Annotated in this window: 26 protein-coding genes; 14 read left to right on the top strand and 12 right to left on the bottom strand. The window is 71.0% G+C overall.

Features of this window, described 5'->3' with window-relative positions:
• Positions 1-195 precede the first annotated feature (195 nt).
• The 3 genes from fmt to truA are packed head-to-tail and all read left to right on the top strand — an operon-like array spanning position 196 to position 2,403.
• Positions 196-1,143 carry a methionyl-tRNA formyltransferase gene (gene fmt / locus I5731_RS06645; protein ID WP_197310584.1) on the top strand — a complete coding sequence of 316 codons (948 nt, stop codon included), beginning with the start codon at positions 196-198 and terminating at the stop codon, positions 1,141-1,143.
• A gap of 16 nt (positions 1,144-1,159) precedes the next feature.
• The gene (locus I5731_RS06640) at positions 1,160-1,660 is read left to right on the top strand and encodes a GNAT family N-acetyltransferase (protein WP_197310583.1); all 501 of its coding nucleotides are present in this window, start codon (positions 1,160-1,162) and stop codon (positions 1,658-1,660) included.
• 5 nt (positions 1,661-1,665) lie between these two features.
• Positions 1,666-2,403 carry a tRNA pseudouridine(38-40) synthase TruA gene (gene truA, locus I5731_RS06635; RefSeq protein WP_197310582.1) on the top strand — a complete coding sequence of 246 codons (738 nt, stop codon included), beginning with the start codon at positions 1,666-1,668 and terminating at the stop codon, positions 2,401-2,403.
• A gap of 24 nt (positions 2,404-2,427) precedes the next feature.
• On the opposite strand, the gene I5731_RS06630 is transcribed toward truA, so the two are convergent.
• The 9 genes from I5731_RS06630 to I5731_RS06590 all read right to left on the bottom strand — a co-directional run bounded on the left by I5731_RS06630 (position 2,428) and on the right by I5731_RS06590 (position 10,697).
• Positions 2,428-2,835 (bottom strand): DUF4112 domain-containing protein, encoded by a 408-nt coding sequence (locus tag I5731_RS06630; protein ID WP_197310581.1) that lies wholly within the window; start codon positions 2,833-2,835, stop codon positions 2,428-2,430.
• Positions 2,832-2,990: a YqaE/Pmp3 family membrane protein gene (locus I5731_RS06625; protein WP_197310580.1), complete on the bottom strand. Its 159-nt coding sequence runs from the start codon at positions 2,988-2,990 to the stop codon at positions 2,832-2,834. Before I5731_RS06625 ends, I5731_RS06630 begins: the two co-directional genes overlap by 4 nt.
• 103 nt (positions 2,991-3,093) lie before the next feature.
• A complete protein-coding gene (locus tag I5731_RS06620) occupies positions 3,094-3,687 on the bottom strand; it encodes a hypothetical protein (protein WP_197310579.1) in 594 nt (197 codons plus the stop codon).
• A gap of 118 nt (positions 3,688-3,805) precedes the next feature.
• On the bottom strand, positions 3,806-4,996 hold the full coding sequence (dapE, locus tag I5731_RS06615) for a succinyl-diaminopimelate desuccinylase (protein ID WP_197310578.1): 1,191 nt from the start codon (positions 4,994-4,996) through the stop codon (positions 3,806-3,808).
• 165 nt (positions 4,997-5,161) lie between these two features.
• On the bottom strand, positions 5,162-6,004 hold the full coding sequence (dapD, locus tag I5731_RS06610) for a 2,3,4,5-tetrahydropyridine-2,6-dicarboxylate N-succinyltransferase (protein WP_197310577.1): 843 nt from the start codon (positions 6,002-6,004) through the stop codon (positions 5,162-5,164).
• Positions 6,005-6,105: 101 nt separating this feature from the next.
• Positions 6,106-6,735, bottom strand: a complete 630-nt coding sequence (locus tag I5731_RS06605; RefSeq protein ID WP_197310576.1) for a TetR family transcriptional regulator C-terminal domain-containing protein — start codon at positions 6,733-6,735, stop codon at positions 6,106-6,108.
• A gap of 120 nt (positions 6,736-6,855) precedes the next feature.
• On the bottom strand, positions 6,856-7,530 hold the full coding sequence (locus tag I5731_RS06600; protein WP_197310575.1) for an alpha/beta hydrolase: 675 nt from the start codon (positions 7,528-7,530) through the stop codon (positions 6,856-6,858).
• A gap of 152 nt (positions 7,531-7,682) precedes the next feature.
• Complete coding sequence (locus I5731_RS06595) at positions 7,683-8,633, bottom strand: ring-cleaving dioxygenase (protein ID WP_197310574.1); 951 nt, start codon at positions 8,631-8,633, stop codon at positions 7,683-7,685.
• A gap of 327 nt (positions 8,634-8,960) precedes the next feature.
• A complete protein-coding gene (locus I5731_RS06590; RefSeq protein WP_197310573.1) occupies positions 8,961-10,697 on the bottom strand; it encodes an AMP-binding protein in 1,737 nt (578 codons plus the stop codon).
• 281 nt (positions 10,698-10,978) lie between these two features.
• On the opposite strand from I5731_RS06590, the gene I5731_RS06585 reads away from it, so the two are divergent.
• The 6 genes from I5731_RS06585 (at position 10,979) to I5731_RS06560 (ending at position 15,737) form a co-directional block, all read left to right on the top strand.
• Positions 10,979-11,143: a hypothetical protein gene (locus tag I5731_RS06585; protein WP_197310572.1), complete on the top strand. Its 165-nt coding sequence runs from the start codon at positions 10,979-10,981 to the stop codon at positions 11,141-11,143.
• Positions 11,144-11,397: 254 nt separating this feature from the next.
• Positions 11,398-12,171: a ferredoxin--NADP reductase gene (locus tag I5731_RS06580; protein WP_197310571.1), complete on the top strand. Its 774-nt coding sequence runs from the start codon at positions 11,398-11,400 to the stop codon at positions 12,169-12,171.
• Between the two features lie 586 nt (positions 12,172-12,757).
• A complete protein-coding gene (argB, locus tag I5731_RS06575) occupies positions 12,758-13,588 on the top strand; it encodes an acetylglutamate kinase (protein ID WP_407941827.1) in 831 nt (276 codons plus the stop codon).
• 105 nt (positions 13,589-13,693) lie between these two features.
• Entirely contained in the window at positions 13,694-14,431 is a 738-nt protein-coding gene (locus I5731_RS06570) for a pyrimidine 5'-nucleotidase (RefSeq protein WP_197310598.1), read from the top strand.
• A gap of 101 nt (positions 14,432-14,532) precedes the next feature.
• Positions 14,533-15,330, top strand: a complete 798-nt coding sequence (locus tag I5731_RS06565) for a hypothetical protein (RefSeq protein WP_235981588.1) — start codon at positions 14,533-14,535, stop codon at positions 15,328-15,330.
• Positions 15,331-15,410: 80 nt separating this feature from the next.
• Positions 15,411-15,737, top strand: a complete 327-nt coding sequence (locus I5731_RS06560; protein WP_197310569.1) for a DMT family transporter — start codon at positions 15,411-15,413, stop codon at positions 15,735-15,737.
• A 26-nt stretch (positions 15,738-15,763) separates the two neighbouring features.
• On the opposite strand, the gene I5731_RS06555 is transcribed toward I5731_RS06560, so the two are convergent.
• Positions 15,764-19,279 (bottom strand): PAS domain-containing hybrid sensor histidine kinase/response regulator, encoded by a 3,516-nt coding sequence (locus I5731_RS06555; protein WP_197310568.1) that lies wholly within the window; start codon positions 19,277-19,279, stop codon positions 15,764-15,766.
• 276 nt (positions 19,280-19,555) lie between these two features.
• On the opposite strand from I5731_RS06555, the gene mscL reads away from it, so the two are divergent.
• The 5 genes from mscL to I5731_RS06530 all read left to right on the top strand — a co-directional run bounded on the left by mscL (position 19,556) and on the right by I5731_RS06530 (position 24,515).
• Positions 19,556-19,984, top strand: a complete 429-nt coding sequence (mscL, locus tag I5731_RS06550; RefSeq protein WP_197310596.1) for a large-conductance mechanosensitive channel protein MscL — start codon at positions 19,556-19,558, stop codon at positions 19,982-19,984.
• Positions 19,985-20,094: 110 nt separating this feature from the next.
• On the top strand, positions 20,095-21,303 hold the full coding sequence (locus tag I5731_RS06545; RefSeq protein WP_197310567.1) for a pyridoxal phosphate-dependent aminotransferase: 1,209 nt from the start codon (positions 20,095-20,097) through the stop codon (positions 21,301-21,303).
• A gap of 449 nt (positions 21,304-21,752) precedes the next feature.
• Positions 21,753-22,376 carry a response regulator transcription factor gene (locus I5731_RS06540; protein WP_197310595.1) on the top strand — a complete coding sequence of 208 codons (624 nt, stop codon included), beginning with the start codon at positions 21,753-21,755 and terminating at the stop codon, positions 22,374-22,376.
• Positions 22,377-22,592: 216 nt separating this feature from the next.
• Positions 22,593-23,657, top strand: a complete 1,065-nt coding sequence (locus I5731_RS06535) for an AbrB family transcriptional regulator (protein ID WP_197310566.1) — start codon at positions 22,593-22,595, stop codon at positions 23,655-23,657.
• A 117-nt stretch (positions 23,658-23,774) separates the two neighbouring features.
• Entirely contained in the window at positions 23,775-24,515 is a 741-nt protein-coding gene (locus I5731_RS06530) for a DUF3750 domain-containing protein (protein WP_197310565.1), read from the top strand.
• A 37-nt stretch (positions 24,516-24,552) separates the two neighbouring features.
• Here the strand turns inward: I5731_RS06530 and I5731_RS06525 are convergent, their stop codons facing one another.
• On the bottom strand, positions 24,553-24,849 hold the full coding sequence (locus I5731_RS06525) for a hypothetical protein (RefSeq protein ID WP_197310564.1): 297 nt from the start codon (positions 24,847-24,849) through the stop codon (positions 24,553-24,555).
• A gap of 274 nt (positions 24,850-25,123) precedes the next feature.
• Positions 25,124-26,476 (bottom strand): formimidoylglutamate deiminase, encoded by a 1,353-nt coding sequence (locus tag I5731_RS06520; RefSeq protein WP_328838295.1) that lies wholly within the window; start codon positions 26,474-26,476, stop codon positions 25,124-25,126.
• Between the last annotated feature and the right edge of the window lie 119 nt (positions 26,477-26,595).

The following is a 26,595-nucleotide window of genomic DNA, read 5'->3' as shown; positions in this document are numbered from 1 at the left end:
GACCCAGGGACCGGCGGTCGCGCATCCGACGCCGCACCTGGCACTGTACCAGAGGACGGCAGAGGTAACTTACAAGGGACAGGGAGGGGGGAGGCCACACGGTATGGCATCGGCATGCGCCGACCTCCCCGGTTGACGCCGCCCCGCCTTCGGGCCATCACCGGCGCCACGCCAATCCAACCCGGAGCCCGCGCCTTGAGCCTTCGCGTCGTCTTCATGGGCACGCCCGACTTCGCGGTGCCGACGCTTGTCGAGATCGTCGGGCACGGGCACGAGGTCGTCGCCGCCTATACGCAGCCGCCGCGGCCCGCCGGGCGCGGCATGGCGGAGCGGCGGTCGCCGGTACACGAGCAGGCGGCGGGGTTCGGCATTCCGGTGTTCACGCCGCCGACCTTCCGCGATCCCGAGACGGTGGCGACCTTCGCCGGCCTCGACGCCGACGTCGCGGTCGTCGTCGCCTATGGCCTGCTGCTGCCGCAGGCCGCCCTCGACGCGCCGGCGGAGGGCTGCCTCAACCTGCACGCCTCGCTGCTGCCGCGCTGGCGCGGCGCGGCGCCGATCAACCGCGCGATCATGGCCGGCGACACCGAGACCGGCGTCATGGTGATGCGGATGGAGGCCGGGCTCGACACCGGGCCGGTGGCGATGGCGGAGAAGCTGGCGATCGACCCGGACATGACCGCCGGCGACCTGCACGACCGCCTCGCCGGGCTCGGCGCCGACCTGATGGTGCGGGCGCTCGCGGCGCTGTCACGCGGCGGGCTCGGCTTCACGCCGCAAGCCGTGGAGGGCGCGACCTACGCGAAGAAACTGGACAAGGCCGAGGGCCGGATCGACTGGACGCTGCCGGCGGCGGCCGTGCATGATCACGTGCGCGGCCTGTCGCCGTTCCCCGGCGCCTTCTTCGAGGCCGATCTCGGCAAGGGGCTGGAGCGGGTGAAGGTGCTGCGCACGGCCCGCGCCGATTCAGCCGCCAGCGCCGCGCCGGGCACGCTGATCGCCGCCACCGGCGAGGTCGCCTGCGGCAGCGGGACCGTAAGGCTGGTGTCGGTGCAGCGGGCCGGTGGCAAGCCGATGGATTTTTCCGCCTTCCTGAACGGTGCACGCCTCGCCCCCGGCGCATTGCTCGCCCTGCCCGCCTGACCCCAAGGACACGCCGATGCCGACGATCGAGATTCGCGACGCAACGCCCGCCGACGCCGGCGCGATCGATGCCGTCGTCGCGGCCGCCTTCGGCCAGCGCGCCGAGGCAGACCTCGTCGCCGCGCTGCGCGAATCCGACGATCTCGCGCTGTCGCTGGTCGCGGTCGAAGGCGGCGAGATCGTCGGCCACGCCGGTTTTGCGCGCGTCAGACTGTCGTTCCCGTTCCTGCACGCCACCGCGCTCGCGCCGCTGTCGGTGCGGCCGGACCGGCAGCGCAGCGGGATCGGCTCGGCGCTCGCGGAGGCGGGGCTGACGCGGCTCGCGAAATCCGGCGAGGCGGTCTGCCTCGTGCTCGGCGACCCGGACTACTACCGCCGCTTCGGCTTCACCGCCGGCGAGGCGAAGATGCTGCAGACGCCGTGGGACGGGCCGCACATGCAGGCGCGCTGGTTCCGCTCGGTGCCGCTCGGCCCGTTCAAGGCGAATTATCCGCCGGCGTTCACGGCGCTCGGCTGAGGTCCATGCCGCGCTATCGCCTCCTCATCGAATACGACGGCACGCCCTTCGTCGGCTGGCAGCGCCAGGCGAACGGCGTCAGCGTGCAGGGCGTCATCGAACAGGCGATCCTCGCGCTGTCGGGCGAGGAGATCACGCTGAAGGGCGCCGGGCGCACCGATACCGGCGTGCACGCTCTCGGCCAGGTCGCCCACGTCGACCTCGTGAAAACCGTACCGGCACGGGCGATGCGCGATGCGCTCAACCACTTCATGGAGCCGCATCCGGTGTCGATCCTCGCCGCGGACGTCGTCGGCGAGGAGTTCGACGCGCGCTTCTCGGCGCTGCGGCGGCATTATCTCTACAGGATCGCCGACCGACGGCCGCCGCTGGCGCTCGACCGGCTGCGGGCCTGGCACGTGAAGAAGGGCCTTGACATCGACGCCATGGCCGATGCCGCGACCGTGCTCGTTGGCCACCACGATTTCACGACCTTCCGCTCGACGCGATGCCAGTCGAGGAGCCCGGAAAAGACGCTCGACGGGCTCGACATCCGGCGGGTCGGCGAAGAAATCCACGTCGAGGTGCACGCGCGCTCGTTCCTGCACAATCAGGTCCGCTCGCTGGTCGGCTCGTTGCGGCAGGTCGGGGCGGGCGGCTGGACGAAGGCGGATCTCGCCGCCGCCCTCGCCGCGCGCGACCGCGCCGCCTGCGGCCCGGTGGCGCCGCCGCACGGGCTCTATCTCACCAAGATCGAATACTGAAAGCGGAGGCGGGCGGCGCCGGGTTCAGCGCCGCTCCGGCGGCAGGATCTCGCCTTGGAGGTGGTTGCGCAGCAGGCGCACGTTGCGGCGGTTCGCCTTGAAGGCGACGTCGAAGACCGAGCCGAGCAGCGGTACGCTGCCGACGAGGGTGTCGATCGCGACATTGCCGATCATGCGCACCAGCACGTGGGTCGGCAGGCCGAGCTGCCGGGCACGCAGGATCAGGAAGGCCGAGACGAGGCCGCCGGCCGCGTCGCCGAGGCCCGGCACCAGGCCGGCGACGGCATCGAGGCCGAAGCGCCAGGAGGTGCCGGGGATGCGCCAGCGGCTGTCGAGCCAGGTGGCGAGCCGGTCGATCTCGGCGAGCTGGCGTGCGCGGTCGTCGGCCGCGGCGCCGCCTTCTCCCGGCCTGACGCGCGCGGCGGCGTTCATTTGCGGATGATCACCCAGATCGCGTGGATGATGCCGGGGATGTAGCCGAGCAGCGTCAGCAGGATGTTCAGCCAGAAGTGCAGGCCGATGCCGACCTGCAGGAACACGCCGAGCGGCGGCAGCAGGATGGCGATGAGGATGCGGATAACGTCCATGCGTGTTCGGTCTCCCTGGTGCCGCCAGTTGCGGCCCGTGGGCTGGTGAACGCGGCAGCGCAGCATTTGTTCGCGGAGATCGTATGACGGTCGGCCGCCCCGCTCAGACGCCGGCGAGGCGGTCCAGCATGGCATCGGCGGCGAGCAGCACGGCGATGTCGAGCACGACGAGGCCGATCGAGATCGCGACGGAGGTCATCAGCGTCACCCGGGTGACGACGTACTGCAGCCAGATCAGCGCCAGCATCACCACGAGGCTCAGCATCAGCTCCGCCTCGACGCCGATGATGCCGAGGCTCATCAGCAGGCTCGGCAAGATCGCCGGCACCATGACGATCGGGGCCACCCAGTTGAGGGCGACGATGAAGGGGACGTAGCGCCGGGTGAAGCCGAGCAGCGGCGCCAGCAGCGCGATGACGATCGGATAGTCGATCCAGTGCAGCACGAAGCCGGCGAGCCGGGCGACGGTGAGCGCCCCGGTCGGGAAGGTGTCGGGGGAATGTGCGCTGGTCGCGATCGCCGTCTCCCGCTCGCCCATGATCAGCACGGCCTGGAACGGCAGCACCAGCACGATGGTGAGGAACGAGATCCAGAAGCCGGCGACGGTGAGGTCGAGGTCGCGCAGGCCCTGCGGATCGCCGCGCAGCAGCCGGAACGCACCCTTCAGCGAACGCGAGGTATAGTCGAGGATCGCCATGCTGCCCGGTTGCTCACAGTCTCTGCAGCGGGCCGCGCGCGCCGCGCGGGGTGCGAATCAGGTCCCGCATCGCCCGTCCGGTGCATCATCGCAGCGCCACGCGGCGGCGTTGAGCCCCTCAGGCAAAATAGGCGTCGAGGAAGCGGCGGTAGATCGCCGCCAGCGTGACGAGGTCGGCGACCGGCACCCGCTCGTCGACCATGTGCATGGTATCGCCGACGAGGCCGAACTCCACCACCGGACAATAGTCCTTGATGAAGCGGGCGTCCGAGGTGCCGCCGCTGGTGGAGAGCGCCGGGCGGCGCCCGGTCTCGGCCTCGACGGCGGCGGCAAGCGTCTCGACGAGGTCGGGTGCATGGGTGAGGAAGACGTCGGAGACGACGGGGAGGAACGCCAGTTCCGCCTCTACCGGCGGCAGCTCGCCGCGGCGCAGCGGCGTTTCGGCCCGCGCCCGCTCGACCCGCGCCGCGATCTCGGCCTTCAGCGTTTCCGGCGTCCAGCGGTCGTTGAAGCGCACGTTGAAGCGGGCTTCGATCCGCGCCGGGATGACGTTGACCACCTTGGTGTCGGTCTCGACCGACGTTACTTCGAGGTTCGACGGCTGGAAGCGGTCGGTGCCGGCGTCGAGAGGCGGATGCAGCAGCGCGGCGAGGAAGGCCGGCAGCGCGCGCACCGGGTTGTCGGCGAGGTGCGGATAGGCGACGTGGCCCTGCCGGCCGCGGATCGTCAGCGTGCCCGACAGCGAGCCGCGGCGGCCGACCTTGATCATGTCGCCGAGGGCTGCCGGATTGGTCGGCTCGCCGACGATCGCCGCGGAAAGCCGCTCGCCGCGCGCGGCCGCCCAGGCGAGCAGCTTCACCGTGCCGTTCACCGACGGCCCCTCCTCGTCGCCGGTGACGAGGAACGAGATCCGCCCGCCGAAGTCCGGACCGCGCGCCGCGACGAAGTCGAGCGCCGCGGCGGCAAAGGCCGCGATGCCGCCCTTCATGTCGACCGCGCCGCGGCCATAGAGCCGGCCCTCGGCGATGTCGCCCGCGAAGGGATCGTGGCGCCAGGCGGCGGTGTCGCCCGGCGGCACCACGTCGGTATGGCCGGCAAAGCAGAGGTGGCGGGCGCCACTGCCGATCCCGGCGAAGAGGTTCTCGACGTCGGGCGTGCCGGGTTCGGAGAACACCGGGCGGTCGACGCTGAAACCGGCGGGGGCGAGGAGGTGTTCGAGATAGGAGAGTGCGCCGGCTTCCGCCGGGGTGACGGAGGGGCAGCGGATCAGGTCGCGGGCGATGGCGACGGGGTCGGCGGGGGTGGGCATGGGGGCTCCTCGGATCACCGCAACCTCCCCCCCTCCCTGTCCCTCCCCCTCGAGGGGGGAGGGGACGATCATCGCCGGGGCCGTGCTGTTCTGGTCCCCTCCCCCCTCGAGGGGGAGGGACAGGGAGGGGGGGAGCCGCAGCACGTCAGGGCGTCGCCAGCAGCCTCAATCCCGCAGCAGCTCGTTGATCGACGTCTTCGACCGCGTCTGCTCGTCGACGCGCTTGACGATCACCGCGCAGTAGAGCGACGGGCCGGGGGTGCCGTCGGGGAGCGGCTTGCCGGGGAGGTTGCCGGAGACGACGACGGAATAGGGTGGCACGCGGCCGACGAAGACCTCGCCGGTCGAGCGGTCGATGATCTTGGTCGAGGCGCTGATGAAGACGCCCATGGAGAGCACCGAGCCTTCGCCGACGATGACGCCCTCGACCACCTCGGAGCGGGCGCCGATGAAGCAGTTGTCCTCGATGATGGTCGGGTTCGCCTGCATCGGCTCCAGCACGCCGCCGATGCCGACGCCGCCGGAGAGGTGCACGTTCTTGCCGATCTGGGCGCAGGAGCCGACGGTGACCCAGGTGTCGACCATGGTGCCGCTGTCGACATAGGCGCCGAGGTTGACGAAGGACGGCATGAGCACCACGCCGGGCGCGACATAGGCCGAGCGGCGCACGACGGCGTTCGGCACCGCACGGAAGCCGGCGGCGGTGAACTCGGGCGCGCCCCAGCCCTCGAACTTCGAGGGCACCTTGTCCCACCAGCCCGACGTGCCGGGGCCGCCGGGGATGAAGCCCATGTCGTTGAGGCGGAACGACAGCAGCACCGCCTTCTTCAGCCACTGGTGCACGACCCAGTCGCCATCCACCTTCTCGGCGACGCGCGCCTTGCCGGAATCGAGCAGCGCCAGCGCCGTCTCGACGGCGTCGCGGACCTCGCCCCGGGTCGTGGTGCTGACCTCGGCGCGGGCCTCCCAGGCGGCGTCGATGGTGGCGGCGAGGCTCAAGGTGGTCATGGCGGCTCCCTCGGAAAACAGGCATTTCTGTCGGATGAAGCCCCTTAAGGGAAACCGGCCGGCGAGGCAACGGCCGCGCAGCGGCGAGGGCGCCGCGCGGCTCAAGTTGTCGCGGCGGGACGCTGCAGGCCGTCGATGTAGGCCTCGCAGATGGCGATGCCGTCTTCCGGCTCGAAGCTCTGCGGGTTGAGGCACCATTCGAGCCAGAGCCCGTCGAGCAGGGCACCGAGGCCGAGGGCGGCGCGCGCGGTGCCGAGGCCGCCGCCCGGACCGGCCGCGGCATCGGCGAGGCAGTCGGCGAGGTAGACTTCCAGCGCGCCGCGATAGTCGGCCCAGGTGCGGGCCTGGATCTCGCGCAGCGGCGCCGAATGCACCGTGAGGCTCCAGAACACCACCCAGACATGCAGCAGCGCCGGATCGAGGATCGGCGGCGCGAACGAGCTTTTGAGAAACGCCGACAGGCGGGCGCGCGGCGAGGGCGAGGCTTTCGCCACCTCGTCGAGAATCAGATGCAGGAAGCGGGTCGCGGTCTGCTCGTAGGCGCTGGCGACGAGGTCGTCGATGCTCGGGAAATAGTGGTTGATCAGGCCGATCGAAACGCCGGCCTCGGCCGCGATGCGGCGGACGGAAACGCCGGCGTGGCCGTCGCGCGCGATCGAGCGCAGCGCCGCGGCGATCAGGTCGTCGCGGCGCTCCTCGGCCGGCGCCCGCCGGAACTTCGGCCTGTCCACCCCCATGCCCGTCCGCCGCCCCGTTCGCCTCGCCATCAAGGACCAGCATACGGGGACGGCGGCGGCGGGCGCAACGCCGGGCGGATCGTGGCCCGCCCGGCGCTCCGCGTCAGCTCCGTGTCAGTTCCGGGCCGGCTGCAGCGCCACGCCGGCGAGCAGGCTCTGGGCGAGGCGGATTTCCTCGTCGTTGATGTTGTGGCCCATGCCCGGATAGATCCGCTCGTCGACGGCGGCGCCGAGGCGCGTCATCTCGCGCGTCGAGGCCTGCACCCGCTCCAGCGGGATGTGGAAATCGACGTCGCTGCAGCCGATCAGCACCGGCGTGCCGGCGAGGTCGCCGGCGTGGCCGCCGAGTTCGGCGTCGCTGCCGATCAGGCCGCCGCTGAAGGCGACGACGCCGCCCCAGCGGCCGGGATGGCGCGCGGCGCTTTCGAGCGCGAGGCAGGCGCCCTGCGAGAAGCCGGCGAGCACGATCTTCTCGCGCGGCACGCCGCCCGCCGCGATCGCCGCGGCGAGGTCCGACACCGCCGCCAGGGCCGAGGCGAGATAGGGCTCGTTGCTCGCCGTCGGCTCGAGGAAGCGGTAGGGATACCAGGTGCGGTGCGCCGCCTGCGGCGCGAAATAGGCGACGTCGCGCCGGGCGAAGGCGTCGGCGAGGCCGAGGATGTCGGGCGCGCTGGCGCCGCGGCCGTGCAGCAGGATGACGGCCGCGACCGCCTCGCCGAGCGGGGCGCCGGCGTGCCAGATCCGCTGGCCCTTGTGCGGCCCGCTGCCGCCGATGGTCTCAAGGCTCATGATGTCGTCTCCCCTCGAAGGGATCGGCCGCTCGGGCCGGATATCGGGACGGCGCGCACGGCGCCGGTCGCGGTCGGTGGCGGCTGCTCGCCCTGCCGCCGGCCCCCGCCGCCGCGTCAGGCGCGACTTCGGCGGGGACCAGCCGGCCGGCGTCAGATCGGCTTCAGGCCGCGCTCGATGTCGGCGCGGCGCGGCTCGAGGAACGGCGGCAGCGCCAGCTTTTCACCCAGCGTCTCCAGCGGCTCGTCGGCGGTGAAGCCGGGGATGTCGGTGGCGATCTCGAACAGCACGCCGTTCGGCTCGCGGAAATAGAGCGAGCGGAAGTAGTAGCGCTCGACCTCGCCGCTCGACGGCACCCGGAAGCTGCCGACGCGCTGCGTCCATTCCGCAAGGCTCGCATAGTCCTGCGTCCGGAACGCGACGTGGTGCACGCCGCCGGCGCCTTCGCGGGCGAACGGCAGGCCGGGCTCGACCACGACGTGGAGTTCCGCCGCCGGGCCGCCGGGGCCCATCTCGAAGACGTGCACGCGGTGCTCGGGCGTCTCCGGATAGGCGTAGTCGCGCACCTCGCGCATGTTCATGACGCGCGTCAGCACCGGCTCGGTGCGCTTCAGGTCGGGCACCGACATGGTGATCGGGCCGAGGCCGCGGATCTGGTGCTCGGCCGGTACCGCGCTGCGCTCCCAGGGGTGGAAGTCGCCGGCGCCGCCGTCGTCGACCAGCAGCAGGCGCTGGCCCTCAGGGTCCTCGAAGGCGAGGCTCTCGCGGCCGTCGCGCAGCACGACGTCGCCGGTCGCGACGTTCGCGGCGCGCAGGCGGTCGCGCCACCAGCCGAGCGAGGCGCCGTTCACCCGGAACGCGGTGCGCACCACCGAGTGGGTGCCGCGGCGCGCCGGGGGCACCGGCCACTCGAAGAAGGTGATGTCCGAGCCCGGCGAGGCGGCGCCGTCACCGTAGAACAGGTGATAGGCGCTGGTGTCGTCCTGGTTGACGGTCTTCTTGACGAGGCGCAGGCCGAGCACGCCGGTGTAGAAGGCGGCGTTCTCGCGCGCCTTCGCGGTGACGGCGGTGAGGTGATGGATGCCGCCGAGGGCGAGGTCCATGGCTTTTGCTCCTGTTGCGGCCGGGGTCGATCACCCGGTCGTCGATGGAGCGAATATCGGTCATTCCGATCCGAAGACAAAGCCGCGGGATGTGGTGAGACTGTCGCCGATTGGTGAACGATGGGGGTTGTGCCGTGTGGCCTCCCCCCTCCCTGTCCCTCCCCCGCTTCGCAGGAGAGGGGACGCAGGAGGATGGAACTCCCGCGTCACTGAAGTCTCGCTTCGGCGCAGTCGCTGTTTTGCGAAAGTCCTCTCGCCCATCGTCCCCTCTCCTGCGAAGCGGGGGAGGGACAGGGAGGGGGGAAGCCCCACGGCAAAGCAGCCCCCTCACCCGACCGGCGGCGCCTCGCGCAAGGCCCGGCGGAGGATCTTGCCGACGTTGGTCTTCGGCAGCGCCTCGACGAAGATGAATTCGCGCGGGATCTTGTAGGGGGTCAGCCCGGCGCGGGCGTGCGCGGTGAGCGCCTCGGCGTCCGTCGATGCGTCGCGGCGAACGACATAGGCGACGACCGCCTCGCCGCAGCGCGGGTCGGGCCGGCCGATCACGGCGACCTCCAGCACGCCGGGATGGGCGGCAAGCACGTCCTCGACCTCGTTCGGATAGACGTTGAAGCCGGAAACGAGGATCATGTCCTTCAGCCGGTCGACGATGCGCACGAGGCCGTCGGGCGCCATCACCGCGATGTCGCCGGTGCGCAGGAAGCCGTCGGCGGTCATGGTGCGGGCGGTCTCGTCGGGCCGGCGCCAGTAGCCGGCCATGACCTGCGGGCCGCGCACGCAGAGTTCGCCCTGTTCGCCGGCGCCGACCGGGCGGCCGTCCGCGTCGCGGATCGAGATCTCGGTCGAGGGCACCGGATAGCCGATGGCGCCGTTCCAGGCGGCGATGTCCGGCCGGTTGCAGCAGACGACGGGCGAGGTTTCCGAGAGCCCGTAGCCCTCGACGATCGGCCGGCCGGTGACGGCCTTCCACCGCTCGGCCACCGCCGCCTGCACCGCCATGCCGCCGGCGACGGCGAGCTCCAGTTTCGAGAAGTCGATCGTCTTGAAATCCGGGTGGTTGAGCAGCGCGTTGGCGAGGGTGTTGACGAGGATTATGGCACTGAACGGGCGCCCCTGCATCGTCTTCACCAGAGCCGGGATATCGCGCGGGTTGGCGATCATCACCTGCAGCGCGCCGAGATGCGCCATCAGCAGCGCCGAGGCCGTCAGCGCGAAGATATGATAGAGCGGCAGCGCCGTGATGATGACGGGCGGACGGTCGTCCGACAGGAACGGCCCGAGCCAGGCGCCGCATTGCATGACGTTGGCGGCGACGCAGCAGTGCGTCAGCATCGCGGCCTTGGCGACGCCGGTGGTGCCGCCGGTATACTGCAGGAAGGCGACGTCGTCCGGCCGGGCGGCGATCGCCGACGGCGCCCGGCGGCGGCCGGCGCCGAGCACGCGCCCGAGGCGCACGCTGCCGGGGATCGCGAAGGCCGGCACCGCCTTCTTCACCCGGCGGGAGACGAAGTTGACGAGGAGGCCCTTGGCGCCCATCAGGTCGCCGGGGCTGACGACGACAACCGTCTCCACCGCGGTGCCGGGCAGCGCGGCCTGCGCCGTGTGGCCGAAGTTCTCCAGCACGACGAGGACCCGGGCGCCGGAGTCGGCGAGCGCGACGCCGAGTTCGCGCGGCGTATAGAGCGGATTGACGTTGACCACGGTGAAGCCGCCGCGCAGCACGCCGAACAGGACCGGCAGGTAGGCGAGCACGTTCGGCATCATCAGCGCGACGCGGTCGCCGGGCCGCAGGCCCTGCCCCTCGAGCCAGGCCTGCACCGCCCGCGCCGCCGCGCCGACCTCCGCATAGGTGAGGCGCTTGCCGAAGCTCTCGGTGGCGGGGCGCGCCGCGAACCGTGCCACGGCGGCATCGATGAGCGCCGGCAGCGTGGGAAGCGCGGCGAGGTCGATCTCGGCCGCGGTGCCGGCGGGATAGGCGGCGAGCCAGGGGCGCGTCGCGGCGAGGTCCGCTGCGTCGCCGGTGGATTTCGCGCCGCCGCGCCCGCCCGTCGCCCGGTTCGCCATCGCTGCCGTCCTCCCTGCCTCGGCCGCGATCGGCCCGCGCGGCGATCGTTCGCGCGGAGGTCCCGCCGTCGCCTGGCGCGCATTGTCCGGGCTGGCCGCGCCATCGCAAGCAGGAATTTCACCCGCGTGTCCCGCGCAAGACCTCGTTAACCGACCATGGTTTTCCGCATGGCTGGCACGACGAAACGTCGCTTCTGCCGCAGTGCACAACGCCTACATAAACCTCGTGAGCGAAACGCCGACGGCCATCGCCGCCGGCCCGCTCGTCAAGGAGATCTCAGATGTCTGCCCGCACCTTCCTCGGCCCCGTCCGCAGCCTGTTCGCGACCGTTTCGGCCGCGGCCTCCGTCGCAGGCGCCGTCGAAGCGAACCGCAAGCCGCGCCGCAGCGACCTGACCCGCCTCGGCATCGACGCCGACGCCTTCGGCCGCATCGGCAAGCTCTGAGCGGTCCCGGCCCTGATCGGTTCAGGGCCCCTCCGGCGGTTCCGCCGCGCTGCTCGCCATCGTGCGGAGCGCGCGGCCGACCGTCGATCCTGACGCGACCATGCGACGCGCACGGCGGAAGAATAGCCGCCGTGCACCGAATTGGGTCGACGCACGCCGGGTTTTTCGGCATGTAGGCCCGCGCAGTCACATTGACAGGGACGGTCGGCTGCCTGATTGTGTGTGTACAAACGATCGTCCACACGGAGCACGGCATGGCGGCCTTCGAACCTCAAACCGTCCTCGACGTCCGGCACTGGACCGACAGGCTGTTCAGCTTCAAGATCACGCGCGATCGGGGCTTCCGCTTCGAGAACGGCCAGTTCGTCATGATCGGCCTGCCGGTCGACGGCCGGCCACTGGTGCGGGCCTATTCGATCGCCAGCGCCAACCACGAGGACGAGCTCGAGTTCTTCTCGATCAAGGTCCCGAACGGCCCGCTGACCTCGCGCCTCTCCCAGATCAACGTCGGCGACCAGATCCTCGTCGGCCGCAAGCCGACCGGCACCCTGGTGCAGGACAGCCTGCTGCCCGGCAAGCGGCTCTACCTCGTCTCGACCGGCACCGGCGTCGCGCCGTTCGTGTCGATCATCAAGGACCCGACGGTCTACGAGCGCTACGAGCACGTCATCCTGATCCACGGCTGCCGCTTCATCGACGAGCTCGCCTATGGCCGCGAGACGGTCGAGGCGATCGCCTCCGACGAGATCCTCGGCGAATATGCCGAAGGCAAGCTGCTCTACTATCCGACCGTGACGCGCGAGCCCTTCGTGCACCAGGGCCGCGTCACCGAGATGCTCGCCGACGGCCGCATCCCGACCGACCTCGGCCTGCCGCCGCTCGCCTTCGAGGACGACCGCGTGATGATCTGCGGCAGCGAGGCGATGCTCGCCGACATGGTCGCGCTGCTGAAGAGCCGTGACTACATCGAAGGCTCCCACTCCTCGCCCGGTCACTACGTGATCGAGAAGGCCTTCGTGGAGAAGTGAGCCGGGGCGGTCGGGCGAGTGGGCAGGTACGCCCGCTTCGCAAGTTGTTGTTTCCAAAGATGTCATGGTCCGCGCAGGCGGACCATGACGGCATCTCTGCGGTGGGCGCACCCGGCCTCTTCCTTCGAGACGACCCGTTCCGGGTCTCCTCAGGATGAGGCCTCCGAGGAAATTTCTTGTTTTCCGACAGCCGTTTATCCTTTTCCCTCATCCTGAGGAAGCCGCAAAGCGGCTGTCTCGAAGGGCGAGGGAAAAGCCGAGGCGCCTGACCCTCCGAACTTCGTACCTGTCGGCTGAGCGTTTGATTGGCCAGCCTCATAAATACTTGGACAACACCAAGGTGGCCGATCGGGCGTCAGCACCCTCCTCCCGCCACCGATTTCCCCCGCCGTCATTGAGCCGCCACATAATTCCGGCTATACGCGGTCGCCGTCCGGCGCCCCTGCCATGAGCCGGGGACGCGCACCGCCTTTCCCGTCCGCTTTCCGGAGTTCCGCGCATGACCACCGCGACCGTCGACGCCGTCCCGCCGGATCAGGAGACCTCGGTCTCGCGGGCGCGGATCATCTCCGAGGCGCTGCCCTACATGCAGCGCTACGACGACAAGTACATTGTGGTGAAGTACGGCGGCCACGCCATGGGCGACGAGGAGCTGTCGCGCGCCTTCGCCCGCGACATCGTGCTGCTGAAGCAGTCGGGCATGAAGCCGATCGTGGTGCACGGCGGCGGACCGCAGATCGGCAAGATGCTGGAGAAGCTCGGCATCAAGTCCGAGTTCCGCGCCGGGCTGCGCGTCACCGACAAGGCGACCGTCGAGATCGTCGAGATGGTGCTCGCCGGCTCGATCAACAAGTCGATCGTCTCCGCGATCAACGCCGAGGGCGGCCGCGCCATCGGCCTCTGCGGCAAGGACGGCAACATGGTCGAGGCGCAGCGCGTGACCCGCACCATGCGCGACCCCGATTCCAATATCGAGAAGATCATCGACCTCGGCTTCGTCGGCGAGCCGAAGCGGGTCAATCCGGCGGTGCTGCACATGGTGGTGCAGGACGAACTGATCCCGGTGGTCGCCCCCGTCGCGCCCGGCGTCGACGGCGAGACCTACAACGTCAACGCCGACACCTTCGCGGGGGCGATTGCCGGGGCGATCGGCGCGACGCGGCTCCTGTTCCTCACCGACGTGCCCGGCGTGCTCGACCGCGACGGCCAGCTGATCAAGGAGCTCTCGGTCGCCGAGGCGCATCGGCTGATGGCCGACGGCACCATCTCGGGCGGCATGATCCCGAAGGTCGAGACCTGCATCGACGCGCTCGACCGCGGCGTCGAGGGGGTCGTGATCGTCAACGGCCGCACGCCGCATTCGGTGCTGCTCGAGATCTTCACCGAGCACGGCGCCGGCACGCTGATCACCCGCTGACGGCCGGAAAAGCGGCGTTCGGCCGGGGCGCGTTAACGCTTCCCCGCCGAATGCCCTATATCCTGTCTTCCCGAAGGCGAAGACAGGACCCTTGCCTTGACCGTGATGCCGTTCCGTCCCCGCGAGGGGAGCCATGCCCATCTCCACGACCTGCGCATTTTCCGCGGCACCGAGGCCTGGGTCTTCGACCTCGACAACACGCTCTATCCGGCGCACTCGAACCTGTTCGGCCAGGTCGACGTGCGGATCCGCGACTATCTCGCGAAGCTGCTCGATCTCGCGCCCGAGGCGGCCAATGCCGTGCAGAAGGACTACTACCGCCGCTACGGCACCACGCTGCGCGGGCTGATGGAAGAGCGCGGCGTCTGCCCCGACGACTTCCTCGAGTATGTGCACGACATCGACCATTCGGTGATCGAGCCGGATCCCGCGCTCGGCACCGCCCTCGCCGCCCTGCCCGGCAAGAAGTACATCTTCACCAACGGCTCGCGCCGCCATGCCGAGAAGACGGTGGAGCGGCTCGGGATCGCGGGCCATTTCAGCGACACCTTCGACATCGTCGCCGCCGACCTGCTGCCCAAGCCCAACCGCGAAACCTATGATCGCTTCCTCGCGGCGACCGGCGTCGCGCCGGCACGGGCGGCGATGTTCGAGGACTTGTCGCGCAATCTCGTCGTGCCGCACGCCCTCGGCATGCACACCGTGCTGATCGTGCCGACCGGCACGCGCGAAGTGTTCCGCGAAGCCTGGGAACTCGAAGGCGACGTCGCCCCCCACGTCGAGTTCACCACCGACGACCTCGCCGGCTTCGTCGCCGCGGTGACGGCGGCGATTGCCGACTGAACCGTTGCTCCGACCGGCTGAACGCGGGTAAAAGCCGCTCGCCGATGCGCGGTGCAAGGCGCGCCGCCGCGTTGCGACTTTCATCGGGGCATCAGACCAGAATGGCTCTCTTCAAGCGCCGCCGCCGCAAGGTCCGCTATCGCGACGGCTTTGCGATCCCGCCTGGCGAGCGCCTCGCCGCGATGCTGCGCCGGCTCGCGGCGCGCGTCACCCGGCCCGGGCTGCCGCGGCTCTATGTCTGCGGTGACAGTCACCTGCTGCCCATCGAGTATGCCTATGATCGCGGCTGGCTCGGGCCGCTCAGTTGCCGGTTCAAGCGTGTCGGCGGCGCAACGGCCGTCGGCCTGCGGCATCCGACGTCGAAGACGCAGGCGTTGCAGAAGTTTCGCAGCGCGTTGCTGCCGTTCCGGGCCGGGGTGATCCCGGTGTTCCAGCTCGGCGAGGTCGACTGCGGCTTCGTGATCTGGCACCGCGCCGCGAAATATGGCGAGGACATCGAGAGCCAGCTCAGCCAGGCGCTCGCCGCCTATTTCGAGTTCCTCGAGGAGCTGGTCGCCGCCGGCTACCGCGACCTGATCGTCACCGGCGCGACGCTGCCGACCATCCGCGACGGCGCATTCGACGGCGAGGTCGCGCATCTCAGGCGCAGCGTCACCGCGACGATGGCCGAGCGCACGGCGCTCACCCTCGACTACAACGCCCGGCTCGCCGCCGGCTGCGCCGCGCGCGGGCTCGCCTTCATCGACATCGGCGCGCTGGTGCGCGACCCCGCCACCGGTTTCGTCGCCGACGCGATGCGCCATCCCAACCCGCTCGACCATCATCTCCACCCCGAGCGCGCCGGGCGGCTGTGGGCGAACGAGCTGCTGCGCGTGCTCGATCTGCCCGGACGCGTCTGACAGGCCGCAGCTCGCAGGCACGGGGCTTGCGTGTCGTGCCGGCCCCGAGCGGGCTGTGACATGGTGTGGAGAGTGAAGAGATGGGCTGGATACTGGTGATCCTCGCGGGCTGCGCCGAGATCGTCTACGCGGCGGCGATGCCGAGGACCGACGGGTTCACCCGGCTGCTGCCGAGCCTGTTCTGCGTGTTCTTCATCGCGATGAGCATGTACCTGCTCTCGCTCGCCAGCCGCACGCTGCCGATCGGCACCGCCTATGCGGTCTGGGTCGGCATCGGCGCGCTCGGCACGGCTGCCTACGGCATGATCATGCTGGGCGAGGATCGCAGCATCGGCCGCATCGTCTGCTTCGCGCTGATCCTCTCGGGTATCGTCGGGCTGAAACTGCTCTCGGGCGACGAGCGCTAGGCTCCCCTTCTGCTATCGCGCCCGGCCTATTCCGCCGCGTTGCGGCTGGCGCGGTACTGGGCGAGCTGCGCGCGCAGCGCCGCCGGCTTCACCGGCTTGAACATCAGGCCGATGCCCTTGTCCTGCGCCTCGGCGCGCAGGTCCGGCGAGCGGTTCGCCGTCACCAGCACCGCCGGAATGCGGTCGCCGAAGCGCCAGCGCAGGTGCGCGATCGCCTCGACGCCGGTGCCCTCGTCGAGGTGGTAATCGACCAGCATCACGTCCGGGCGGAAGCGGGTTTCGTGCAGGAGGCGCGTCGCCTCGCGAGCGTTCGCGGCGGTGAGCACCTCGCAGCCCCAGCCGCCGAGCAGGGTCGCCATGCCGGCGAGGATCGCGGGTTCGTTGTCGATGCAGAGCACCTGGATGCCGGCGAGGTCGGCCGCCGGGATTCTTGCCGGCTCGGCGGGGAGCTCGCTGCGCGGCAGCGCGGGGGCCGCCGGCAGCGCCACCTCGAACAGCGAGCCGCGCCCCGGCGCCGAGCGCACCCTGACGGCGTGGTCGAGCACCCGCGCGATGCGCTCGACGATCGACAGGCCGAGGCCGAGGCCGGGCGCGATGCGGGCGCCCTGGTCGAGGCGGTGGAACTCCTCGAAGATCACCTTCTGCTGCGCCTCGGGAATGCCGAGGCCGGTATCATAGACCTGCACCAGCACCCGCCCGCCACGGCGCCGGCAGCCGACCAGCACGCGGCCTTCGGGCGTGTACTTGATGGCGTTGGAGATGAGGTTCTGCAGCAGCCGGCGCAACAGGCGCCGGTCGGAGCGCACGGTGAGGCCGGAGCGCACGACGGTGAGCTTCAGCCCGCGCGCGGCGGCGGCGGGCGCGAACTCGAGGCCGAGCTGGCCGAGGATGTCGTCGATGCGGACGAGGCCGATCTCGGGCTTCAGCGAGCCGGTGTCGAGGCGCGAGATGTCGAGCACGGCGCCGAGGATTTCCTCCACGGCTTCCAGCGAGGCGTCGACGTTGCGGATGTCGCGGCCGGGCGAGCTGTCGGCGAGGCGCTCGACCAGGGCGGTGGTGTAGAGCCGGGCGGCGTTGAGCGGCTGCAGGATGTCGTGGCTGGCGGCGGCGAGGAAGCGCGTCTTGCCGATGTTCGCCTCGTCGGCGGCGGCCTTGGCGCGGGCGAGCGCGGCGTTGGCGACGGTCAGCGCCTCGGTGCGCTCGACGACGCGGCGCTCCAGCGATTCGTTGGCCCGCGCCAGCGCCCGCTCGGCCTCGATGCGCTCGGTGATGTCGGTCGTCGTCATCACGAAGCCGCCGTCCGGCATCGGGCTGGTGCGGATTTCCAGCACGGTGCCGAGCGGCGCCAGCGCCTCGTAGGTGACGTCCATCCGCGTGATGTAGCGGCCGATGCGGTCGTCGACGAGGCTTTCCGGCCGGCCGGCGCCGTAGAAGCCGCGCTCGGCGTTGAAGCGCAGGATCTCGGTCAGCGGCGTGCCGACCTGGCCGAACTCGGCGGGCAGCGCCTGCAGGTCGCGGAAGCGGCGGTTCCAGCAAACGAGGCGGAGGTCGGCATCGTAGACCGCGATGCCCTGCGCCACCTGGTCGATGCCGATCTGCAGCAGGTCGCGCGAATACTGGATCGCCTCGGAGGCATCGTCGAGCAGCTTCATCGCCGCCTTGGTCGACGGGTCGGAGCGCTTCAGCAGCAGCGTCAGCACGAGGCGTGAGGAGGCGGCGCCGATGGCACCCGCAAGCAGCTGCTCGGCGAAGCGCAGCAGGTCGACGCTCGCCGGGTGCAGCGGCTCCAGCGTCACCTCGTTCTCGCGGGCAAAGCGCGCGAAGGAACGGTCGGCGCGCTCGGGGCCGATGTAACGGGCGACGGTGGATTTCAGGTCGTAGACCGTCGTCGAGGTGCGCCAGCGGCGATAGGACGGGGCCGGGGTGAAGGCGGTGGGCACGAAGACGGTCGCCTGCATCCGCTCGATCGGCGCGGGCGGCCGCATCAGCGACACGAAGACGAAGGCGACGAGATTGACCGCGAGGCTCCAGAACACGCCGTGGGTGAACGGGTCGACGGCGAAATTGAACAGCGACTGCGGCCGCAGCATCGTGATGCCGAAGGGGCCGTCGACGAGGATCGCCGGGGCGATGACGCCGGAGGCGACGAGGTTGGGCAGCAGCAGCGTGTAGCCCCAGACCGCAAAGCCCGACGACATCCCGGCGATGGCGCCGCGCGCCGTGCCGCGGCGCCAGACGAGGCCGAGCAGGAAGGCGGGGCCGAGCTGGGCGATGGCGGCGAAGGAGAGCAGGCCGATGCTGGCGAGGCCGCCCGTGTTGCCGGCAAAGCGGTGGTAGACATAGGCGCAGAGCAGCACGCCGAGGATCGCCATGCGGCGGACGTTGAGCAGCACCTTGCCCATGTCCTTCGCGGCGAAGGTCTCGTCGGTGCGCTGGCGCAGCAGGAACGGGATCACGAAGTCGTTCGAGATCATGATCGACAGCGCCACCGAGGCGACGATCACCATCGCGGTCGCCGCCGAGAGGCCGCCGATGAAGGCGATCAGCGTCATCAGCCCGTTGCCGGCCAGCATCGGCAGCGCCAGCACGTAGTTGTCGCCGGGGACGCCCGAGCCGAAGGCGAGCAGGCCGGCCAGCGCGATCGGCGCGACGAACAGGTTGATGGCGACGAGGTAGAGCGGAAAGATCCAGGCGGCGCGGCGCAGCTCGCCGTCGGAGTTGTTCTCGACCACCGTGACGTGGAACTGCCGCGGCAGCATCATGATCGCAAAGCTCGACAGCAGGATCTGCGCGATCCAGGTGCCGCCGTCGAGCGGGCCGGTGAAGAGGTCGAGGTGGCCGGCCGCGGTCGCCTTGTCGATCAGGTCGCCGACGCCGTCGTTGAGGCCGTAGGTGATGTAGGCACCGACGACGAGGAAGGCGACGAGCTTCACCGCCGATTCCGCGGCGATCGCCAGCATCAGGCCTTCCTGGTGCTCGGTCGCGTTGATGTGGCGGGTGCCGAACAGCACCGCGAACAGCGCCATGATCAGCGCGACGAGCAGCGCGAGGTCGCCGATCACCGGCACCGGCGGCAGCGGCCCCACGGCGTCGCCGTAGCCGATCAGCGTCACGACGGAGCTCGAGACGGCTTTCAGCTGCAGCGCGATGTAGGGGATCGTCGCGGTCACCGCGATCAGCGTCACCACGGCCGCCACCGTCTGGCTCTTGCCGTAGCGGGCGGCAATGAAGTCGGCGACCGAGGTGATGTGCTCGGCCTTCGCGAGCTGGATGACGCGGCGCAGCAGCGGATAGCCGACGAGGAAGACGAGGATCGGCCCGATATAGATGGTGAGGAAGTCGAAGCCGCGCGTCGAGGCGAGGCCGACCGAGCCGAAGAAGGTCCACGAGGTGCAATAGACGCCGAGCGACAGCGCATAGATCATCGGCCGCCCGGCCCCGGGCGGCAGCCGCCGGCCGCGCCGGTCGCCCCAGCTCGCCACCAGGAACAGCAGGCAGAGATAGGCGACCGCGACGGTGATGATCACCCAGCCTTCGAGCATGGTCCCCGCCGCTCCCCGGCCTCGCTCGCGGGCCGCACCGCCGATCGCACCACGGAACCGCCCCGCTTGTCCATGCGGCGAAAGCCTGAGCCGGCTTCAGTGCGTGGCCCCGCGCCGTCCCGCCCCTCCCCGCGCCTTCCGGCCGATCGATCGGCCCCATAAATCCCGCGTGAACCGGCACGGCAAAGCCGCTATCAGTTGACGCTGCGGCGGGCACCGGACAGGCGCGTCTCCGCCGCAGCGGACCATCAGGGGGGCGTGGGAACCGACATGAGCATATTGAAGGAGTTCAAGGAATTCGCCCTCAAGGGCAACGTGATGGACATGGCCGTCGGCATCATCATCGGCGCGGCGTTCGGGACCATCGTGTCCTCGCTGGTCGACGACGTGATGATGCCCCCGATCGGTCTCGTGCTCGGCGGTGTCGACTTTTCCGACATCTTCGTCACGATGCGCGAAGGCACGACGCCGGGACCGTACCTGACGCTCGCCGCCGCCAAGGCGGCCGGGGCGGCGACGTGGAACATCGGCCAGTTCGTCAACGCGGTGATCAAGTTCACCATCGTCGCCTTCGCGCTGTTCATGGTGGTGAAGGCGATGAACCGCCTGCGCCGGGCCGAAGCGGCGGCCCCCACCGTGCCGCCGGCCCCCTCGCAGGAGCAGGTGCTGCTGACCGAGATCCGCGACCTGCTCGCCCGCAAGTAACGCCGGGCGGACCGCCGCGAGTCGCAAGACCGCTGCCGGGCGCGCTGCCCGGCAGCGCCTTTCCAGACGGCCGCCGCCAGAGGGCTGCGGCTGATGCAGGTGATGCAAGCATGAGCCATGATCTTTTCGGCAGCCTTCGCCCCGCGGCGGTCGACGCGCCCGCGAGCGGCATCGTCGAGGTGATGAACCACGGCTTTGGCCGGCCGGGCCTCGTCGCGCTCTGGGCCGGCGAAGGCGACCTTGCAACGCCCGCCTTCATCAACGAGGCGGCGACGCGGTCGCTGGCGGCGGGCGAGACCTTCTACACCCGGCAGGCCGGCATCCCGGAGCTGCGCGAGGCGCTGGCCCGCTACCACGACCGGGTGCACGGCCCGTTGTTCGGCCGGCCGTTCGAGCCCGAGCGCTTCGTCGTCACCGCGTCCGGCATGCAGGCGATCCAGCTCGCGCTCGCGGCAATCGCCGGGGCTGGCGAGGAGGTGCTGATCCCGACGCCGGCGTGGCCGAATTTCGCGGGCGCCTTCGCGGTCGCCGGCGGCACGCCCGTCGAGGTGCCGATGGGCTTCGACGGCAGCGGCTGGACGCTCGACCTCGAGCGGCTGGAAGCCGCAATCACGCCGAAGACGCGGGCGATCTTCATCAATTCGCCGTCGAACCCCACGGGCTGGACCGCCGACCTCGCAACGCTCGCCGCCGTGCTCGAGCTTGCGCGCCGGCAAGGGCTGTGGATCGTCGCCGACGAGGTCTACAACCGCTTCGTCTACGACGGCACGGCGCGGTCCGCTTCGTTTTACGACCTGATCGCGCCCGACGACCGGGTGATCTTCGTCAACACCTTCTCGAAGAACTGGGCGATGACCGGCTGGCGGATCGGCTGGATTTCGGCGCCGCCGGCGATGACGCCGCTGCTCGCCAATCTGGTGCAGTATTCGACGTCGGGCGTCGCGGTGTTCATGCAGCGCGCGGCCGTCGCCGCGCTCGACCGCGGCGAGGCCTTCGTCGAGCACCAGATCGCGCGGTCGGCGCGCGGGCGCGACATCATCTGCACGGCGCTGGAATCGACCGGCCGGGTGCGGACACTGCGGCCGGCGGGCGCCTTCTATCTCTTCTTCGCGATCGACGGCGAGCCGGATACGCGCCGGCTCGGCCTGCGCCTCGTCGACGAGGCGAACGTCGGCCTCGCCCCCGGCACCGCGTTCGGCGCGGCCGGGGCCGGCTTCATGCGGCTCTGTTTCGCGCGCGGCGAGGCGAGCCTCTCCACCGCCGCGGACCGGCTCACCACGTGGCTCGGCGGCAGCGTCCGCCGCGAACCCGCCGCCTGAGGCAGTTCCCGCGATGACCCGGGCCGGTCGGCGCCAATCCGCCGCCGACGCTCCGCCGACCGATGTCGATCAAATCGTGATCGAGATCGAGATCCAGATCCGGCGCGGTCTCGTAGATGTAAGGCGCATCTGGCAGCGTCACGCGGTAGCGGGTTACTCCCGTGTCGCCGCGGGATGGGCCGGGCATCTCGAAACCGCGCGCAGGCTGGTTCGCGTCACCGCAGCCAGCAGGCGGAGCGGCGCGGGGAACGGGCGCGCGCGGCGGCGGGGACACCGGCGCGCGCTGTCCGTTGGACCAACGTCCGGCCGGTGCCGGGCACCGCGGCCGAAGGTCGAGTAGGCCGGCATCTGGATACCGTTGCCCGTTGCGCTAGAACAAAGTGTCGGATCACGTTTCATAAGATGATCCGCACTGGTGATCGCGATCGGGGCGGGGGGTTGACTTGACCATGGGCGAATCCGGCAGGGACTGCATCTTCATCGTCGACGACGACCCGGCCATCCGTGACGCGCTGGCCCTGGTACTGGAACTCGACGGCTTCCGCGCCCGCGGCTTCGAGGGCGGGGACAGCTTCCTCGAAGCGATCAAGAGCGAGTTGCCGGCCTGCGTGCTGCTCGACGCGCATATGCCGGGGCTGTCGGGGCTCGAGGTGCTGCAGGCACTCGATGCGGCCAACTTTCCCGCGCCCGTGTTCGTGATCTCCGGCAAGGCCGACATCCCGATGGCGGTGAGCGCGATCAAGCTCGGCGCCGTCGACTTCATCGAAAAGCCGTTCGACCCCGACGACGTGGTGCCGCGGATCCGTCAGGCGCTGGCGAGCCGGCACGACGCCGCCCGCGCCGAACTGCCGCCCGGCTTTGCCGGCAGCGACCGGCTGACGCCGCGCGAACTCGACGTGCTGCGCGAGATCACCGCCGGCGCTTCCAACAAGGAGGCCGGGCGCCGGCTCGGCATCTCGCCGCGGACGATCGAGGTGCACCGCGCCCGCATCATGGAAAAGCTTGGCGCCCGCAATGCCGCCGACCTCGTCCGCATCGTGCTGACGGCCGGCAACAGCGCCGCGCTGCACTGAGCGCCGCCCCCTCGGGGCGTCTCCCCCTGCCGCCGTCCCGGCCGGGGCGGCGGGCGTGCACGGCTCGCCTGCACAATCGGGGCTTTCCCGGCGCGCGATCGATCCTCTAGAAGGGACCACCGGTCGGCGTCATCGGCGCCGTGATCCCGACCGCAGCGGCCGCGGCCTTCGCCATCGCCGTCGATCTGCCCGGACGGCGCCAGCGAAAGGTGCCGCGTGCGACGCCCATCCTTCCCCGATGCCGCCGCCGTGTTCGTCGCGATCCTGATCGGCACCGCCGGGGGCGCCCTGTTCCATCTCGCCGACCTGCCCGCCGCCTGGCTGTCCGGCGCGATGGTCGCCGTCGGGGCGGCGACGCTGTCGGGCTTCCGGGCGCGGGTGCCGTCGCGGATGCGCGATGTGGTGTTCGCCCTGCTCGGCATCTCGATGGGCGCAGGCGTCACGCCGGACGTCGTCGAGCGGATGGGCCTGTGGCCGATCAGCCTCGTCGCGCTGTGCCTCACCGTCGCCGTCGTCGGCGCCGCGGTCTATCTCTGGCTGAAGCACGGCTGCGGCTGGGACCGCGACTCGGCGTTCTTCGCCTCGGTGCCCGGCGCGCTGTCCTTCGTGATGATCCTCGCCGACCGCAGCAAGGCCGATCTCGCCCGCGTCGCGCTCTCGCAGTCGATGCGGGTGTTCCTGCTCGTCGCGGTGCTGCCGTCGGCGATCCTCTGGCTCGAGCACGAGCCGGGGGCCGCCGTGCTGCCGCCGATGGCGCATTCCGCCGACCTCGGCGGCGTCCTGCTGCAGATCGGGCTCGGCGCGGCCGGCGGCTGGCTCGCGGTCGTCGTCGGTGTGCCGGGCGGCGGGCTGATCGGCGCCTTCGTCGCCAGCGCGCTCGTCCACCTCACCGGCCTCGTCGACGGCGGCCTGCCGGCGCCGCTGCAGATCGCCGGCTTCGTCGTGCTCGGCAGCTTCGTCGGCCTGCGCTTTGCCGGCAGCACCTGGCGCAGCCTCGGCGCCGCGCTCGGGCCGGGGATCGGCGCCTTCGCCATCGGCCTCGTCGCCGCGGCGGCGGGAGCGCTCGCGACCTCGGCCGTGACCGGCCTGCCGATCGGACAGACCATGATCGCCTTCGCGCCGGGCGGGCTGGAGGCGATGATGATCCTGTCCTTCACGCTCGACCTCGACCCGGCCTATGTCGCCGCCCACCAGCTCGCCCGCTTCCTCCTGATGATGGCGGTGCTGCCGGTGGTGGCGCGGATCGTGCTCGGGCGCGACTGGAACAAGCGGCCCGATTGAGGACTTTCACCAGATCGTCGCCCGCGCGGCGCCTGCACCATCCATTCGCCACACCTGCGCGTAAACCATCACGTCTTGCCGCCGCCAATCCCTGCGGCGTGGTCCGGCCGGAGTTCCATGCGGCGCCTCATCCTTCTCGTGCTCCTCGTCTGCTTCACGCTGCCGCTCGCCTCGCACGCGCTGTGGCGCTGGACGTCGGGCTGGCCCGGCTCGTGGTCGGGCGCCGACTGGTCGTCGGCCGGGCTGCTGCCGGCCGAGATGGTCGAGGACGAGGCGGTGGTGCACGTGATGGCGGCGCGGGTCGGCAACTGGCGCTCGATCTTCGCACACCACAGCTGGGTCGTGCTGAAGCGCGCCGGGGCGGAGACCTATACCCGCTACGACGTGGTCGGCTGGGGCGAGCCGGTGCGCACCAACCACCGCGTCGCCGACGGCCGCTGGTACGGCAACGAACCCGAAATCCTGCTGACGCTGACCGGCGCCGCGGCCGAGGCCGCCGTGCCGGTGATCGAGCAGGCGGTGCGCGACTATCCTTACCCCGCCCGCGGCAGCTATCGCGCCTGGCCGGGGCCGAACTCCAACACCTTCATCGCCCATCTCGCCGCGGAAGTGCCGGTGCTCGCCCCCGCCCTGCTGCCGACGGCGATCGGCAAGGATTTCCGCGACGGCTGGTTCTATGCGGGCACGAGCGTGTCGGGCACCGGCCTGCAGCTCTCGCTCGGCGGCGTGTTCGGGGTGACGGTCGGCTGGGTGGAGGGGGCGGAGCTCAACCTGCTCGGCCTCGTCGCCGGCGTCGACCTGCGCCGCCCGGCGCTGAAGCTGCCCGGCTGGGGCCGGCTCGGCATGGCGCCGGCCTGAGGGCGGCGATCAGCACGGAACGATCGGTGGACGAGGCTCAGCCGGTGCGACGGCGGCGGCCGGTCGCGGCCGCAGGCTCGACGGCCGGCTGCGGCGCCGGGGCGGGATGCTCGCGGCGGTGGCGCGCGAGATCGTCGCGGTCGCGGCAGGCGTCGACATAGGCCGAGATCACGGCGATCGCGTTCGGGAAACAGCCGCAACAGCGGCCGCGCTTGCCCATCGTCATGTAGACGAGGCCGGGGGTCAGCACCCGTAGCGGATCTTCGGCCAGAAGCTCGTCGACCGTGCGCTCGAGATCGGCGCGCGACAGGACATTGCAGTGACAAACGATCATGCGGCCGATCCACCCTGCGCTGCCGGAGCGCCGCTCCGGATCGAAGGCCCTGCTGCCCGCGGCGTCGGCGCGAGCGCCGTTTCCGTGGACCGTGGCTTCGACCTGTGAACGAGGGGACACGCGCGATCACGCAGAGACGCCGGGCGTGGTCGCGGCGCAGACTGCGGAGATCGGTCCCGCCGTCCGAGGGTCAAGGCCCCGGGGCAGTGAATGGTGAATGCTAAGCGCAAGTTTGCGTCGCGGTCAACCGCAAGCTGGCTGCACCCGGCCGTGATCAGCCCGCGAGCCGGCGCATGACGGCGGCAAAGCGGGCCGCGATCTTTTCCCTGGCAGCATGACGGCCGCCGCTGACGCGAGGCTTGCCGCCGACATAGACGCAATCGACGGCGGCATTGCCGGTGCTGAAGATCCATCCGTCGAGCCACGCGTCGCCGCTGCGGCCGGCGAGGGCGGGGTGGTCGGCCCCGAGCGTGACGATGTCGGCCGGTGCGCCAACGGCAAGACCCGTCGTGGCGACCCCGAGCGCCTGCCCGCCGCCGGCGAGCGCCGCGTCGAACAGGCTGCGCCCCGTCGAGCGGCCCGGCCGGGTCATCACGTTGCGGCTGCGGGTCGCGAGGCGCTGGGCGTATTCGAGCTGGCGGAGTTCGGCGGCGACGCCGATCTCGACGTTGGAATCGCTGCCGACGCCGTAGCGGCCGCCCGCTTCGAGGAACGCCGCCCCCGGAAAGATGCCGTCGCCGAGGTTCGCCTCGGTGATCGGGCAGAGCCCGGCGACCGCGCCGCTGGCGGCGAGGCGGCGGACCTCGTCCGCGTCCATGTGCGTCGCGTGGATCAGGCACCAGCGCGCGTCGACCGCCGCATGGTCGAGCAGCAAGGCGACCGGGCGCCGGCCCGACCAGGCGAGGCAGTCTTCCACCTCCCGCACCTGCTCGGCGACGTGGATGTGGACCGGACCGGTGCCGGCGAGGTCCACCACGCGGCCGAGTTCCTCCGGCGTCACCGCGCGCAGGCTGTGCGGCGCGACGCCGACGACGGCCCCCGGCAACGCCGCCACCGCGCGCCGGGCGCCGCCGAGCAGCTTGTCGTAGAGATCGAGGCTGGAGACGAAGCGGCGCTGGCCGTCGCCCGGCGGCGTGCCGCCGAAGCCGGCGTGGGCGTAGAACACCGGCAGCAACGTCAGGCCGATGCCGCTCGTCTCCGCCGCCGCCGCGATCCGCACCGCCATCTCGGCCGGGTCGGCATAGGGCCGGCCGTCGTGGTCGTGGTGGAGATAGTGGAACTCGCCGACCCGGGTGAAGCCCGCCTCCAGCATCTCGGCATAGAGCTGCGCCGCCACCGCCTCGACGTCGTCCGGCGTCATGGTGAGCGCAAAGCGGTACATGGTCTCGCGCCAGGACCAGAAGCTGTCCGCCCCCGGCCCGCGCACCTCGGCGAGCCCCGCCATGCCGCGCTGGAAGGCGTGGCTGTGCAGGCTGGCGATCCCCGGCACGCCGATCGCATGGCGAGCGGCGACAGCGCGCCCCGCCGCCGGGCCGATCGCGGCGATGCGGCCGTCCGCGACGGTGACGGCGACATCCGCCTGCCAGCCGGCGGCGGTGAGGAGCTGGTCGAAGGCGAGGACGGTCACGGGCGGGTCTCCGGCTTTGGTCGGTCGTCTCCCCCCCTCCCTGTCCCTCCCCCGCTTCGCAGGAGAGGGGACGCAGGAGGACGGGGTACCGCCGCCACGAGCGTTTCGATTCGGCGCGA

Origin of the sequence: Methylobrevis albus, from assembly GCF_015904235.1 — a bacterium.
Taxonomy (GTDB): domain Bacteria; phylum Pseudomonadota; class Alphaproteobacteria; order Rhizobiales; family Pleomorphomonadaceae; genus Methylobrevis_A; species Methylobrevis_A albus.
This window is presented reverse-complemented; position numbering and strand designations above follow the sequence as displayed.